Source organism: Bacillus sp. 5mfcol3.1 (assembly GCF_900114335.1).
Lineage (GTDB): Bacteria > Bacillota > Bacilli > Bacillales > Bacillaceae_G > Bacillus_A > Bacillus_A thuringiensis_S.
Genome location: NZ_FOST01000010.1, coordinates 54,908 through 69,748, shown reverse-complemented (window position 1 = coordinate 69,748; position 14,841 = coordinate 54,908). Strand labels below are relative to the sequence as shown.

The following is a 14,841-nucleotide window of genomic DNA, read 5'->3' as shown; positions in this document are numbered from 1 at the left end:
CGTACGGGTCACCACTTTTGGAGGATTAGCTCAGCTGGGAGAGCACCTGCCTTACAAGCAGGGGGTCGGCGGTTCGATCCCGTCATCCTCCACCATATATGTTTAAATGTCGGAGGGGTAGCGAAGTGGCTAAACGCGGCGGACTGTAAATCCGCTCCTTCGGGTTCGGCAGTTCGAATCTGCCCCCCTCCACCATTTTCTTAAAAATAACCTGAAAGGGTTTATTTTTTTGAGAAGATAACCATACTAGTAAATATTAATGGGCTATAGCCAAGCGGTAAGGCAACGGACTTTGACTCCGTCATGCGCTGGTTCGAATCCAGCTAGCCCAGCCATTTACGAGCCATTAGCTCAGTTGGTAGAGCATCTGACTTTTAATCAGAGGGTCGAAGGTTCGAATCCTTCATGGCTCACCATTTTCGCGGAAGTAGTTCAGTGGTAGAATACAACCTTGCCAAGGTTGGGGTCGCGGGTTCGAATCCCGTCTTCCGCTTTATTACTAAGGGGCCTTAGCTCAGCTGGGAGAGCGCCTGCCTTGCACGCAGGAGGTCAGCGGTTCGATCCCGCTAGGCTCCATCTAAATAGAAAAAGCTTACATCATATGATGTAAGCTTTTTTGTGTTTAAAAAGACAACTTTTATATTTATCGTTTAAAATGAAGAAAACGTAAAAATAAGGGATGGGGGATAATTGTGAAAGTTGTTATTGCATCTGATTCATATAAAGAAAGCCTAAAAGCTATAGAAGTATGTGAAGCTATTGAAAGAGGTTTTAGAGCAATTTTTCCTAATGCAAAGTATGTGAAAATACCAATTGGAGATGGAGGAGAAGGGACGGTTGAATCGCTTGTTGATGCTACAGGGGGGAGAATTATATCAATTAGTGTGACAGGACCGCTTAGAGAAAGTGTGCAAGCTTTTTATGGCGTGTCTAAAGATAAAAAGACAGCGTTTATTGAAATGGCAGCAGCATCAGGATTACAGCACGTTCCAGTTGAAAAGCGAAACCCACTTATTACAACGACAAAAGGAACAGGAGAACTTATATTACATGCGCTAAATCAAGGGGTGGAGTACATAATTTTAGGACTTGGAGGAAGTGCTACAAATGATGGTGGGGCAGGCATGTTAGCAGCTTTAGGAGTAAGATTTATAAATGATAAGGGTGAAGTAATAGATCCATCTGGAGGTACGTTATATTCGATTGTTGCTATTGATTTTTCACAAATGGACCCACGCTTAAAGGGGGTAAAGATAGAAGCGGCATGTGATGTGGATAATCCATTAGTCGGAATGCAGGGAGCATCTTTCGTATTTGGGAGACAAAAGGGTGCGAATATAGAGATGATGAAAGAGCTAGATGAGAATTTAAAACATTATGCGAATATCCTTAAAAGATATGTATCTTCTGATGTATCTGAAATACCTGGTGCAGGGGCAGCAGGAGGAATGGGGGCGGCTGTTATTTCAGTGCTAAAGGGAGACTTGCGAAGGGGCATTGAAATTGTATTGGATTATACAAATTTCGATAAACATATAGAAGATGCAGATCTCATTATAACTGGTGAAGGTAGAATAGATGAACAAACTGCATATGGGAAGGCTCCTGTTGGTGTTGCGGGGCGTGCGAAACGTTTTTCTGTGCCTGTAATTGCCATTGGAGGGTCTGTATCATCTGATTATTCAGCCGTGTACGAGAAAGGAATAGATGCGGTATTTAGTATTACAACGAGACCGATGACACTAGAAGAAGCATATAGAGTAGCAGAAGAAAATATTGAAATGACAACGAAGAATATTGCAACAGTATGGAAAATAGCGTCAGAAAAACACTTCTAAATGTAGGGGTGTTTTTTTATTATTATTTAATAATAGTGATTGTGATTGTTTCATTAAGTTAACTTTATACATAGAATAGTCTTGAAATTTGATTTTGAACGTGAATATAAGTGAATAATTTGTATATCCATACAGAAAAATGTCGAGTTGAGTCAGACTATATAAAAGATTTAAAATATTTAGTGAAGGCACAGAAGGGGGATACTATCTATGAAAAAAGAAATCTCAGTTATTGGAGTTCCAATGGATTTAGGGCAGATGCGTCGTGGCGTTGATATGGGACCGAGCGCAATCCGTTATGCAGGGGTAATTGAAAGAATTGAAGAAATTGGATATGACGTTAAAGATATGGGAGATATACGTATAGAGAGAGAAAAAGAGATAGATGAAAATACAAAATTAAGAAACCTTACACAAGTTGCAACTGTATGTAATGAATTAGCAAGTAAGGTGGATCATATTATAGAAGAAGGTCGTTTTCCACTTGTATTAGGTGGTGACCATAGTATTGCTATCGGTACATTAGCTGGTGTAGCAAAACATTATAAAAACTTAGGTGTTATTTGGTATGATGCACACGGTGATTTAAATACAGAGGAAACTTCACCATCTGGAAATATTCACGGTATGTCACTTGCAGCAAGTTTAGGTTATGGACATTCTTCACTTGTAGATTTATATGGAGCATATCCAAAGGTGAAAAAAGAGAATGTCGTAATTATCGGTGCGCGTGCATTGGATGAAGGAGAAAAAGATTTCATTCGCAATGAAGGTATTAAAGTGTTCTCAATGCATGAAATTGATCGTATGGGGATGACGGCTGTTATGGAAGAAACAATCGCATATTTATCTCATACTGATGGTGTACACTTATCATTAGATTTAGATGGTCTTGATCCTCATGATGCACCAGGTGTTGGGACGCCTGTAATTGGTGGTCTATCTTATCGTGAAAGTCACTTGGCGATGGAAATGTTAGCAGAAGCGGATATTATCACATCTGCTGAATTTGTTGAGGTAAATACGATTTTAGATGAGAGAAATAGAACGGCAACAACAGCAGTTGCTTTAATGGGTTCTTTATTCGGTGAAAAACTAAAATAAATGTAAGAAAAGCAACTGAGAAGTTGCTTTTTTTATTTGAAAATAGGCGTATAATAATGATTTATATTATACTGTAAGATAAAAATGTTTGACATCTTACCAATTTGAGCTAAAGGGGGTTGTTTGTAATTGTCGTTTGTTTCATGTATGGTATAATTAACTAGTTGTTGGAAATACATACAGATAGAGCATAAAACAATATTTCAATATATGGATAGAATTGCTCGTAAGTAGGAGGAAGGGATAGCATGCCTTTTGAAGATACGACCATTTTGAAATATCTTAGTACGGCATTAGATATTGCCATTGTATGGTTTATTATATATAAGCTGATTCTCATAATCCGAGGGACGAAAGCTGTTCAACTTTTAAAAGGGATTACAGTTATCATTGTCGTTAAGATGATTAGTATTTTCCTTGAATTGCATACGTTATCTTGGCTAACTGAACAAGTATTAACATGGGGATTTTTAGCCGTTATTATTATCTTTCAGCCAGAATTGCGAAGAGCACTTGAGCAGCTAGGGCGCGGGAGTTTATTTTCGCGTGTTGGACCGCATGAGGATGATGAACCTGAAATGGTTGCAACAGCGATAGCAAAAGCAACCGAATATATGGGGAAACGTAGAATAGGTGCATTAATTACTTTGTCAAAAGAGACCGGTATGGGTGATTATGTGGAAACGGGTATTCCGCTGAATGCAAACGTATCATCGGAATTACTTATTAATATTTTTATTCCAAATACACCTCTGCATGACGGAGCGGTAATTATGCAAGGAAGTACAATTAAAGCAGCAGCATGCTATCTTCCATTATCAGAAAGTCCGTTTATTTCTAAAGAATTAGGAACTAGGCATCGTGCTGCAATGGGAGTTAGTGAAGTTACTGATAGTATTACAGTAGTTGTGTCTGAAGAAACTGGTCAAATTTCTTTAACGAAAAATGGTAAGTTGCATCGTGATTTGAAGACAGAACAGCTGAAGGATATGTTATTAGCTGAATTTAGTGGGAACGAAAAAACGACTTCTTCGTCTTTATGGAATTGGAGGAGAAAGCGTCATGGATAAGTTAATGGAGAATCATTGGTTTTTAAAAGGGATCTCATTACTATTGGCGTGTATGCTTTTTATGTCAGCGACGTTAACTGAGAAAAATACGACATCAGGTATATTACCTTTTGCAAATGATACGAAAGAAACATTAACTAATTATGAGATTAATCTTAAGTATGATGAGGAGAAATATATTGTAAGTGGTATTCCAGCAGAGGGCGTTAAGGTGAAGTTAGAAGGCCCAAAAGCATCAGTTGCTACAGCAAAAGCAAAAAAACAATTTGACATACCAATTGATTTGCGAGATAGTCCAAAAGGAACTTATGAGATTTCTTTAAAAACGAACGGGCTTCCAGACGATGTGAAAGGAACAGTTCAGCCATCAACAATTAAAGTTACTCTTCATGAAAAGGCGAGAAAATATGTTCATGTAGATTTGAAATTATCAAATGAGGATCAAATGCCAGCGGGGGCTACTCTCGAAAAATCAAGCATTAAACCGGATACTGTTGAGGTAGTTGGGACGAAAGAAGAAATTGAAAGCATTTCATCTGCCAAAGCGTATGTTGATTTAAAAGGTGTTAATAAAACTGTTACAAAAACGCCCGAAGTTACATTATACAATAAAGAAGGAAAACGTTTAAATGTAAGAACAAGTCCATCTAAAATTAGTGTAACGTTGAATGTGGCAACGCAAACTACAGCCAATAATACTGAAAAAACTGTTCCTGTAACGTATACGAAGAAGGGGAGTTTAGCAGAAGGATTGGCAGTTACAAATATCAGTGTCGAGCCGAGAGAGGTAACGATAGCTGGTCCAAAAGATATTTTGGATAATATACAATCGCTAGAGGGGGTCGAAGTAGATCTTAGTCAATTGACAGAGTCTACAACATTCGATGCCTCTGTTTTATTACCCAAGGGTGTAACCAGTGCAAAACCGAATCAAGTGAAGGTTTCAGTGGGAGTGCAAAAAACAAAACAAACGAAAACAAAAACGATTGATGGCATCCCAATCCAAAAAAATGGACTTTCTAAAGATGTTACGGCTCAGCTAATTTCGCCGCAAGATGGAAATATAAGTGTTGATATTTCAGGAGAAGCAAGTATAGTAGATAAAATAACAGCTGCCCAAATCACAGCGGTAATTAATTTGCAAAATGTATCTTCAGGGACGAAAGATATTTCTATTCAAGTGAGTGGTCCTGGTAATATTTCAATAGAGCCAAAACAAAAAAGTGCTAAAGTTACTATTGTAAAGAAAGAAAAACCAGATAAAGAAGTACAGGGTAACGGTCAACAACCGAATTCAAACACCAATCAAGAAAATCAAAATGAGAAGCCAAAAAATCCTGAATCCAATCAAGAAAAAGAAACGGAACAGGAAAATAATCAAAATCAAGATAAAGATAAAGAAAATAGTCAAGAACCAACGGTAGATAACCATAATCAAAAAGAGCAAGAAAAAGGAGCGAATCATAATGGGTAAATATTTTGGTACAGATGGAGTACGTGGAGTTGCAAATAAGGAGTTAACACCTGAATTAGCTTTCAAAATTGGGCGTTTTGGTGGTTATGTATTAACAAAAGATACAGATCGTCCAAAAGTAATTATCGGTCGTGATACACGTGTATCTGGCCATATGTTAGAAGGAGCTTTAGTAGCAGGTCTATTATCAACTGGAGCAGAAGTAATGCGCCTTGGCGTTATTTCTACACCGGGCGTTGCTTATTTAACAAAAGCACTAGATGCACAAGCAGGTGTTATGATTTCTGCATCTCATAATCCAGTACAAGATAATGGTATTAAATTCTTTGGTTCAGACGGCTTTAAATTAACAGATGAGCAAGAAGCTGAGATTGAAGCTTTATTAGACAAAGAAGTTGATGAACTACCACGTCCGACAGGTACTAATCTTGGACAAGTGAGCGATTACTTTGAAGGTGGACAAAAATATTTACAGTACATTAAACAAACTGTTGAAGAAGATTTCTCTGGCCTACATATCGCTTTAGATTGTGCACATGGTGCAACTTCTTCTCTAGCTCCATACTTATTTGCAGACCTAGAAGCTGATATTTCAACAATGGGAACTTCTCCAAACGGTATGAATATTAACGAGGGTGTAGGATCTACACATCCAGAAGGCTTAGCTGAATTGGTAAAAGAAAAAGGTGCGGATATTGGACTTGCTTTTGATGGCGATGGCGACCGTTTAATTGCTGTAGACGAAAAAGGAAACATCGTTGACGGTGATCAAATTATGTTTATTTGTGCGAAGTACATGAAAGAAACTGGTCAATTAAAACATAATACAGTTGTTTCAACTGTTATGAGTAACTTAGGTTTCTACAAAGCACTTGAAGCAAACAATATTACAAGTGATAAAACAGCAGTTGGTGACCGCTATGTAATGGAAGAGATGAAACGCGGTGGTTACAACTTAGGTGGAGAACAATCAGGCCATATTATCTTACTTGATTACATTACAACTGGTGACGGAATGTTAAGTGCACTTCAACTTGTAAACATCATGAAAATGACGAAAAAACCATTATCTGAGCTTGCAGGAGAAATGACGAAATTCCCACAATTGCTAGTAAACGTTCGTGTAACAGATAAAAAATTAGCATTAGAAAATGAAAAAATTAAAGAAATTATTCGTGTTGTAGAGGAAGAAATGAACGGTGATGGCCGTATTCTTGTTCGTCCATCTGGAACAGAGCCACTTATTCGTGTAATGGCAGAAGCACCAACACAAGAAGTTTGTGATGCATATGTACATCGCATTGTAGAAGTTGTGAAAGCCGAAGTTGGCGCTGAGTAATTAGCTGAATTTATATGAAAAAGGAGCACAAAAAGTGCTCCTTTTTCATATGTTTTATAGACGATGAAAAAAATTTCATTGACGGTTTATCCATGTTTGTTATAAGATGGTCTTGTTCTTTTTCTCAAAGGAAATATTGTAAATTATAAAAGCGCCAGAACTACAAATAGTGTAGTTGACGAGGTGGGGTTTATCGAGATTTCGGCGGATGACTCCCGGTTGTTCATCACAACCGCAAACTTTTACTTAAATCATTAAGGTGACTTAGTGGACAAAGGTGAAAGTGTGATGAGAGAAGAGGAACGGATGAAAACTAGCTGTATAAGTATATACGGACTTAAACCCAATCGAGAGGAAGGTGAAAGCCGTTACAAGCTTACAGGGCTAGCAATATGTAATCCGTTTTTTTAGTATAAATAAAAATGGTATCGGACTATGTCGTTACATGTTCGCAGAGCAGTGTAAGCATTTGTAACGGCGACTAAACATGTGTGGAATCGTAGGATTTATTGGAGAGCAAGATGCAAAGGAAATTTTATTAAAAGGTTTAGAAAAGCTAGAATATCGTGGATATGATTCAGCAGGTATTGCAGTACAAGCAGAGAACGGTGTTGTTGTATACAAAGAAAAAGGCCGTATCGCAAAACTTCGTGAAATCGTAGATGAGAACGTAGCAGCAAGCGTAGGTATCGGACACACACGCTGGGCTACACACGGTGTTCCAAGTAAAGTAAACGCGCATCCGCATCAAAGTACATCAAAACGCTTTACACTAGTTCATAACGGTGTAATTGAAAACTATGAATTAGTGAAAAAGGAATATTTACAAGATGTAACGTTCGTAAGTGAAACAGATACAGAGATTATCGTACAGCTTATGGAACAACAAGTGAGCACAGGATTAAGTGTAGAAGAAGCGTTCCGTAATACGCTATCTCTTTTACATGGCTCTTATGCAATCGGATTACTTGATGCTGAAAATCCAAACATGATTTATGTTGCTAAAAACAAAAGCCCGCTATTAGTAGGTGTTGGTGACAACTTTAATGTTGTGGCGAGCGACGCTATGGCGATGTTACAAGTTACAGATCAATTTATTGAGTTAATGGATAAAGAAATCGTAATCGTAACGAAAGAAAGTATTACAATTAAAAACTTACAAGGTGAAACGATTGAACGTGCACCGTTTACAGCGGAATTAGATGCAAGTGATATTGAAAAAGGAACATACCCTCATTTCATGCTTAAAGAAATCGATGAGCAACCACTTGTAATCCGTAATATAATTCAAAAGTATCAAGATGAAAATGGCGAGATTGAATTAAATCAAGACATTCGCAATGCGATTTTAGATAGCGATCGTATTTACATCATTGCATGTGGAACGAGCTATCATGCAGGTCTTGTTGGAAAACAATTTATCGAGAAGTTTGCAAAAATGCCAGTTGAAGTGCATGTAGCAAGTGAATTCTCTTATAACATGCCATTATTAACAGAAAGACCATTCTTCATTTACATTTCACAAAGTGGTGAAACTGCTGATAGCCGTGCAGTACTTGTACAAACAAATGAAATGGGTCATAAAGCATTAACAATTACAAACGTGCCTGGTTCTACTCTTTCTCGTGAAGCTGATTATACACTTCCGTTATATGCTGGACCAGAAATTGCAGTTGCATCAACGAAAGCTTACACAGCACAGCTTGCAGTACTTTCAATTTTAGCAGCTGATATTGCTAAAGCAAAAGGTGAAGTTCTTGATTTCGATTTAACACACGAACTAGGACTTGTAGCAAATGCAATGATAGAACTTTGTGATCAAAAAGAAGAAATGGACGCATTAGCAAAACAATTTTTAGCGACAACGCGTAACTGTTTCTTCATCGGACGTAGCGTAGACTTCTACGTAGGATTAGAAGGTGCGTTAAAACTAAAAGAAATCTCTTACATCCAAGCAGAAGGATTCGCTGGAGGAGAGTTAAAACACGGTACAATCGCTTTAATCGAAAATGGTACACCAGTTATCGCACTTGCTACACAAGAGCACGTAAACCTTGGAATTCGCGGCAACGTGAAAGAAGTAGTAGCACGCGGTGCTAACCCATGTATCATCTCAATGAAAGGCTTAGAAATGGAAGGTGACAGCTTCGTATTACCAGCTGTACACGAAGCCCTAGCACCGCTAGTAGCAGTTATTCCATTACAACTTATCTCATACTACGCAGCACTTCACCGCGAGTGTGACGTTGATAAGCCACGTAACTTAGCTAAGTCTGTTACTGTTGAGTAGGAGATTGGTAGGTTAATAAATATACTGTTAACGAATAATAAAGTTGTTTAAATATGGAAGTTCAACATCCGTTCGCTTATAATTAAAATAAGTGAACGGATGTTTTTGTTTTTAAGGAGTGAGAGCAGTGGAAATCACAGTAGAAAAACTAGAACTTTCTAGTATTGATAAGCGTTTGGAACACTTATCTCAAGAACAAATTATTGATCTTATGAAAAAATATTATGATGGAGAGAAAGTTGCAAATATTTTAGAAGAGTATGAGATTAAGATTAGTGCATCTCAACTATATTCAATATTTCCTCCTGTAGCTACAGAGGAAGAGTGTGTCTATTGTGGATCAGTAATGGTGCAACCATGGGAATCTAAGTCATGGTCTACATACATAAACTCACATAAGAAGTATTGTATAAAGTGTGGACATGAAGATTCTCAATACTGTTATTGTACCCATTGTAAAGAAATTAAGGAAAAGGCCCGGTTAGAAGAAATTGAAAGAAAAAAAGAAATTATAGAAAGAAAAAAAGCAACAATAGCTAGTTTTTATGATGATAGTGGAATCTAAAACCGGAGAATGAATTAAGTTTAGAAGATAGATTATATTTATCTATGATTTTAAGAAGTTCGTTATCAGAAAATACTATGTATATAGAACCTTTACTTGATGTAAAAGGTAATTTAGCTCCAACGGAAGATTTTGAAATAGAACTTATTAAAACTCTGACGGGTAGAAAAATCCTAGTTCCACACGTGATATCTAATATAAATGCTTTTGACGTGACTTATAAGGAAGATGATTATTTAGAAATTGTTTATGGAATCTATAAAGTCAACTATAGAATCAACATAGAACCATATGATTTAGATTATGATGAGATGATAAAGCGATTAATGTATCCAAGTCTAGATTCTAATGAAAATTACAAAGAATTTTGTTTCGACATGTGGAAGAAAGTCGCTTTAAATGAATGTCTTCAATATCTGTTATATCAAATGGACAAGGTTGGTTACTCGTTTAATCCAGGTGAAAAAACAATTAGGGTGTTTGAACATTTACTAGAACATTTTTCTGTGTCACAAATATATGGAATTATTTATAGAGCAGTTGCTAATAGTACACAAAGGTATCAAGCAGGTGAAATTACTAGGATACATGCTCAAAATTCTGTGATAACTTCATGTGAGAGCCATGGACAAAGAGCAATAGCTCAAGGATGGAAGCTTTCACATTATTCTAGAATCAGAGATTTACCTGAGGCCTATATTAGCCAAGTTTTATATACATCAGTTATGCAAATTGCCGAGTTAGGATGTTCTGAAAAACCTACTATAAATTTCTAAGTGATTTCTTAAAATGTGACAATGATAGTGCTATGAGAAGGGACTTGAGTTAATATGTTATATTTTAAAACATTGAATCAGATTCCTTGCTTTAAAGTGAAATTTAGATTTAAGTTATGCTATAAAATGGGGTGGAAAATATTAAAAAAAATCTTTTGTTAATTTTAATTTGTTATTTTTTTATTAATTTTATGAGTGTGGATCCTGTTTTTGCAACGACTAGCTCTGCTAAAGTGACAAAAATTAATAGTTTAACTACATTTGAAATTAATGGACAAAAAAAAGTAGATTTATATGGTATTTCAGAAGGGATCTATAATGATCTAAGTAGATTTAAATCCGAATATGTTAAAAAAACGAATTATTTGTTGGTAATGAGAAAGGTAAACCCAAATTAGTTACCGATATTGAAAATGAAATTAAAAAAGATGAAGCGATGCATCAATTAGGAGTATTACTTTTAAATAAAGAAGTTCTTTTAAAAGAAGTTTATGATAATACGTATTTAATTTATCTCAATGGAAATGAAAACATAAGTATAAATGAATTTTTGTTATTAAATGGATATGCTATACTGGCCGATAACTTAAAAGGAAGTGCTGTAGATCTAGATTTAGTCAACGCACAAAATAATGCTAAAAATAATAAATTGGGTTTATGGGCTATAAACTACTCAAGTCAAGGTGTATCTAAATCGGGTGATACACAAATAGAAAACATACATAATATAATTATAATCATTATATTATTCTATTCAATTGTAACAATTATATCTGTATATATGATTAAGAAAAAACCAGGTAAAATGTATCTTTTAAATATATTTTTATCATTGATAGGCTTAATAAGTTTAATCAATATAATTAAATTTTTTAATCGTGATATAATGATTTTGTTTTTAGTGTTAATATCACTATTTACTATATATCTTGCAGTATACTTATTAAAATTTATATTGGCGTATAAAAGTAATATGTCTATTATATTTCTAATTCAATTCATTATTGGTATTTGTGCTATTGTTATTTATTATTTTGCTAGTGTATATATGTGTTTTGATAATCCATCTAATGTTCACGTAGCAAAGTATAATTTTATCACCGGTCAACAAATTTCATTTGAAACGACTAAAACCAATACACATCTTTCATTAGGGCCAAATGGTGGTTTTGATAATTATTTCTTTGATTTCATTTATTTTAGTGGTACAACATTTTTTGGGGGTTCATATGGTGATGTTACCCCAAAAGGATATTTAAGAATTATTGTGTTAATAGAAATGCTAATAAGTTTTCTTTTACAGTTAGTATTTTTTTCTGTAATTGTTAATCTTATATATGAAAAGCTTACGGCATCACATATTAAAAAATCACCTATGGAATCAGGGGAAGTACTAGCAAATGCGAAAGATAATTCGAAGGGAAATAACAAAGATCTACAAAATGTGACTGTTGTTGATAATTTAAATAATTCTATGAAACTTCAAGAGGGAGTATTTAAAGAACATAATGTAAAAAAATCTTTCTTTGTAGTATTAGCTATTGGGATAATGCTGTGGGTTAACCGTTTTTTTAAGAAGTAAGTGATATATTAAATATATTCATATTCACATTTTATTTTAAGTTATACTTGGATTGAAAATATAGATTAACTATTTAGGGTGCAGATTTATCTGAAAAAATACACACCGCACTTTTTTGTATGTTCCAACATCCTGTTTCAGTGTTTAGCGGGTCCCTTTCAAGTTACCAGTAAAAATGGGAGAAAAGCACGGCGGTATAAAAAGAACACTGTTTGAAATCCTAGGCATTGGCTTCCAATGGCTTCATAAAATAGGTACCATAGGAAGGTATATGAATTTAGGAAGAATAGCTGAGGGAGAAGGGGATTTGCTGCCTTTTCATATACAACAATTAATGCTGTGGTTTTGAAATAAAGTCACGATGTTTTGAAAAAAAGATGCGACGTTTCTATCAAAGAATTCTAAGTAAGTTTTAATCAAACTTTTTTATAAAAAATAACTCCTTCACAAAATTATATCCATCCATTTTGATTAGTCTTTTTTCAAGATGGATGGATTTCTTCTATTGTAAAATCAACATTTATAGCACAATTTTAATTGAAGTTTATCCTAGACCAACATATAGTTATAGCTTTAAAATAAATTTATAAAAATACTCCTTTAGATATTTTATCTAAAGGGGTATTTTTGTGTCGAAAAATAACATCTAGAATTGGTAAGTGGATAGAACCCTATAGATTAAAGTTTTACTTTATCGAATTCACTTTTATTTATCTGAATTTTCCATTATTATTTTAAGTATTCATGAACAATTTCTTTGATTACGACAAAAAGAGACGAGAGATTTATGGACATTTCAGGGGGGATATTGATGAAAACGATTAAAAAAACATATCTAAGTATAGAAGAGGTTATTTCATTACCAACCTTATCAAGTACAAACATAAGTGATGATGGTAAAAACGTAGCATTTGTAAAGAAGACGGCTGATTGGAAAGACAATACATATAGGAATCATGTATGGATATATGAAAAAGATAAGAAGCAGAGTTACCCATTATCAAATGGGGATATAGATAGTACACACCCATTATGGTCTCCGGATGCTAAGTGTATCGCATATCTTAGTCCAGTTGGTGATGGGAAAAATCAGATATTTGTTAAGTCGCTAGATGGTTATAGCGAGGTTCAAATTACTGATGAGAAGGAAGGAATTAGTACATTCAAATGGGATCCTGCTGGTAAAGGTTTTTATTATGTTGCACAGTCAAAAGAATGTGAGGAAATAAAGAAACGTAAGGAATTATATGGAGATTTCCATCATGTAAGTAAAGAACACCAGAATAATTGTTTATATTACATTGAAATAGAAAAGGTGATACAAAGTGATACAGATGAACACGAGAACAGAGTTGTTTATCGATTAACTGATGGTAAGGATTTTCATATCCATGAATTTGATATTTCAAATGATGGTAAAAAGGTTGTATTTATGGCGACACCAAGCTCAAATATGGCAGATTATATAAATGGAGATCTATACATACTCCATATTAAAGCTGGAGAGCTACAAAAGCTGAATGTGGATAAATTGTTGGGAGGGAGTGTTTGCTTTTCTCCAGAGGGCAGCAAAATTTGTTACTCAGCAAGCATAAGAGAGAGGGATTACTATAGAAACTATATACAAGATAGTACGTTAGAGATATATGATATTCATAATGGAGAGCTAATTCAACCTTTAACAGATTTTGATAGTACGGTTATGCCATTACAGTGGACAGCTAAAGGGATTTTAATTAGATGGCAGAATAAAACGAATTATCTTATTGGGTTGCTAGCTGAAGATGGAACTGTGGAAATACTAAGCGAAAAAGTAGATGGCTTTATAATGGATGCTTCTATAACAAAGGATGGCAAATATATATCCTACAATAAGGCAATAACAAATGAAACCTTTGAAATCTATTTAGACGATGAAAAAATAACGGATGAAAATAGCTTTTTCAAAGGGAAACTTAAAAGTAACAGGGAAATCATCTCATGGAAAAGTAGTGATGGTCTTGAAATAGAAGGGGTTATATCCACCCCAGTAGAGTTTGATATAAATAAAAAATATCCTTTATTAGTAGTAATTCACGGCGGTCCGGCTTGGGCATCTTTTCCGATATTTTCAGACTGCTTCAATGAGAAATATCCGATTGAACAGTTTGTTGAAAAAGGCTTTATCGTTTTAGAACCAAATTACAGAGGAAGTTCAGGTTATGGTAATGAATTTTTAAAAGCTAACTATAGAAAACAGGGGATTGCTGACTACGATGATGTTATATCTGGAGTGGATGAACTAGTAGAAAAAGGGATGGTAGACAAGGATAGAGTAGGAGTTATGGGATGGAGCAACGGTGGATATGTATCAGCTTTCTGTTCTACATTTAGTAGTCGATTTAAAGCTATTTCAGTTGGCGGTGGAATCACTAACTGGAGTACCCATTATGTAAATACAGATATACCTTACTTTATTAGAATGTATTTAGGAAATACTCCATGGGATGATCCAGAGATATATACGAAGACATCACCTATGACGTATATTGAATCAGCTTGTACGCCTACCTTAATTCAGCATGGAGAAAAGGATGCAAGAATTCCAATTACAAATGCATATGATCTATATCAAGGATTAATGGATATGGAAGTGGATACAGAATTAATTATATTTAAAGGAATGGCATATAGTCCTAATCAGCCGGGAATGAATGTAGCTATTATGAAGCAGAATTTGATGTGGTTTTCACACTATATTCTTGGAGAAAGTATGGAGGGTTTTAGAACTTTATAATGGATGTTTGTACAAGACATAAGGCTG

At 35.0% G+C, this 14,841-nt stretch carries 10 protein-coding genes, 6 tRNA genes and 1 pseudogene; all 17 read left to right on the top strand.

The window, feature by feature from the left end:
- Window positions 1-19: 19 nt before the first annotated feature.
- The 17 genes and pseudogenes from BM089_RS27325 to BM089_RS27245 all read left to right on the top strand — a co-directional run bounded on the left by BM089_RS27325 (window position 20) and on the right by BM089_RS27245 (window position 14,814).
- Window positions 20-95: transfer RNA gene (locus BM089_RS27325), tRNA-Val, on the top strand.
- Between the two features lie 16 nt (window positions 96-111).
- A tRNA-Tyr gene (locus BM089_RS27320) sits at window positions 112-195 on the top strand.
- Between the two features lie 65 nt (window positions 196-260).
- A tRNA-Gln gene (locus BM089_RS27315) sits at window positions 261-335 on the top strand.
- A 5-nt stretch (window positions 336-340) separates the two neighbouring features.
- A tRNA-Lys gene (locus tag BM089_RS27310) sits at window positions 341-416 on the top strand.
- Window positions 417-421: 5 nt separating this feature from the next.
- A tRNA-Gly gene (locus BM089_RS27305) sits at window positions 422-493 on the top strand.
- Window positions 494-503: 10 nt separating this feature from the next.
- Window positions 504-576: transfer RNA gene (locus BM089_RS27300), tRNA-Ala, on the top strand.
- Between the two features lie 116 nt (window positions 577-692).
- The gene (locus tag BM089_RS27295; RefSeq protein ID WP_090978600.1) at window positions 693-1,838 is read left to right on the top strand and encodes a glycerate kinase; all 1,146 of its coding nucleotides are present in this window, start codon (window positions 693-695) and stop codon (window positions 1,836-1,838) included.
- Window positions 1,839-2,048: 210 nt separating this feature from the next.
- The gene (gene rocF, locus BM089_RS27290; RefSeq protein ID WP_000711574.1) at window positions 2,049-2,942 is read left to right on the top strand and encodes an arginase; all 894 of its coding nucleotides are present in this window, start codon (window positions 2,049-2,051) and stop codon (window positions 2,940-2,942) included.
- Between the two features lie 248 nt (window positions 2,943-3,190).
- The gene (cdaA, locus tag BM089_RS27285) at window positions 3,191-4,012 is read left to right on the top strand and encodes a diadenylate cyclase CdaA (RefSeq protein ID WP_001115694.1); all 822 of its coding nucleotides are present in this window, start codon (window positions 3,191-3,193) and stop codon (window positions 4,010-4,012) included.
- Window positions 4,005-5,486, top strand: coding sequence for a CdaR family protein (locus BM089_RS27280; RefSeq protein WP_090978598.1), 1,482 nt, complete (start codon window positions 4,005-4,007; stop codon window positions 5,484-5,486). Before cdaA ends, BM089_RS27280 begins: the two co-directional genes overlap by 8 nt.
- Window positions 5,479-6,825, top strand: coding sequence for a phosphoglucosamine mutase (gene glmM / locus BM089_RS27275; RefSeq protein WP_000521476.1), 1,347 nt, complete (start codon window positions 5,479-5,481; stop codon window positions 6,823-6,825). The genes BM089_RS27280 and glmM overlap by 8 nt, the downstream gene beginning before the upstream one ends.
- Window positions 6,826-7,113: 288 nt before the next feature.
- Window positions 7,114-7,300: pseudogene (locus BM089_RS31625) on the top strand (hypothetical protein).
- Window positions 7,301-7,312: 12 nt separating this feature from the next.
- Window positions 7,313-9,115, top strand: coding sequence for a glutamine--fructose-6-phosphate transaminase (isomerizing) (gene glmS / locus BM089_RS27265; RefSeq protein ID WP_000334155.1), 1,803 nt, complete (start codon window positions 7,313-7,315; stop codon window positions 9,113-9,115).
- 127 nt (window positions 9,116-9,242) lie between these two features.
- Window positions 9,243-9,680: a hypothetical protein gene (locus BM089_RS31620; RefSeq protein WP_254791370.1), complete on the top strand. Its 438-nt coding sequence runs from the start codon at window positions 9,243-9,245 to the stop codon at window positions 9,678-9,680.
- A gap of 44 nt (window positions 9,681-9,724) precedes the next feature.
- Window positions 9,725-10,456, top strand: a complete 732-nt coding sequence (locus BM089_RS31615; RefSeq protein ID WP_254791369.1) for a hypothetical protein — start codon at window positions 9,725-9,727, stop codon at window positions 10,454-10,456.
- Window positions 10,457-10,892: 436 nt separating this feature from the next.
- Window positions 10,893-12,038 (top strand): potassium channel family protein, encoded by a 1,146-nt coding sequence (locus BM089_RS27250; protein WP_090978594.1) that lies wholly within the window; start codon window positions 10,893-10,895, stop codon window positions 12,036-12,038.
- A gap of 811 nt (window positions 12,039-12,849) precedes the next feature.
- Entirely contained in the window at window positions 12,850-14,814 is a 1,965-nt protein-coding gene (locus tag BM089_RS27245; RefSeq protein WP_139213342.1) for a S9 family peptidase, read from the top strand.
- The last annotated feature ends 27 nt before the right edge of the window (window positions 14,815-14,841 follow it).

Excerpts from the sequence above, each read along its gene's own strand:
- BM089_RS27250 (WP_090978594.1), top strand. The coding sequence starts at position 10,893 with ATGCATCAATTAGGAGTATTACTTTTAAATAAAGAAGTTCTTTTAAAA.
- glmS (WP_000334155.1), top strand. The coding sequence starts at position 7,313 with ATGTGTGGAATCGTAGGATTTATTGGAGAGCAAGATGCAAAGGAAATT.
- BM089_RS27245 (WP_139213342.1), top strand. The coding sequence starts at position 12,850 with ATGAAAACGATTAAAAAAACATATCTAAGTATAGAAGAGGTTATTTCA.
- cdaA (WP_001115694.1), top strand. The coding sequence starts at position 3,191 with ATGCCTTTTGAAGATACGACCATTTTGAAATATCTTAGTACGGCATTA.
- rocF (WP_000711574.1), top strand. The coding sequence starts at position 2,049 with ATGAAAAAAGAAATCTCAGTTATTGGAGTTCCAATGGATTTAGGGCAG.
- BM089_RS31615 (WP_254791369.1), top strand. The coding sequence starts at position 9,725 with ATGATTTTAAGAAGTTCGTTATCAGAAAATACTATGTATATAGAACCT.
- BM089_RS27280 (WP_090978598.1), top strand. The coding sequence starts at position 4,005 with ATGGATAAGTTAATGGAGAATCATTGGTTTTTAAAAGGGATCTCATTA.
- glmM (WP_000521476.1), top strand. The coding sequence starts at position 5,479 with ATGGGTAAATATTTTGGTACAGATGGAGTACGTGGAGTTGCAAATAAG.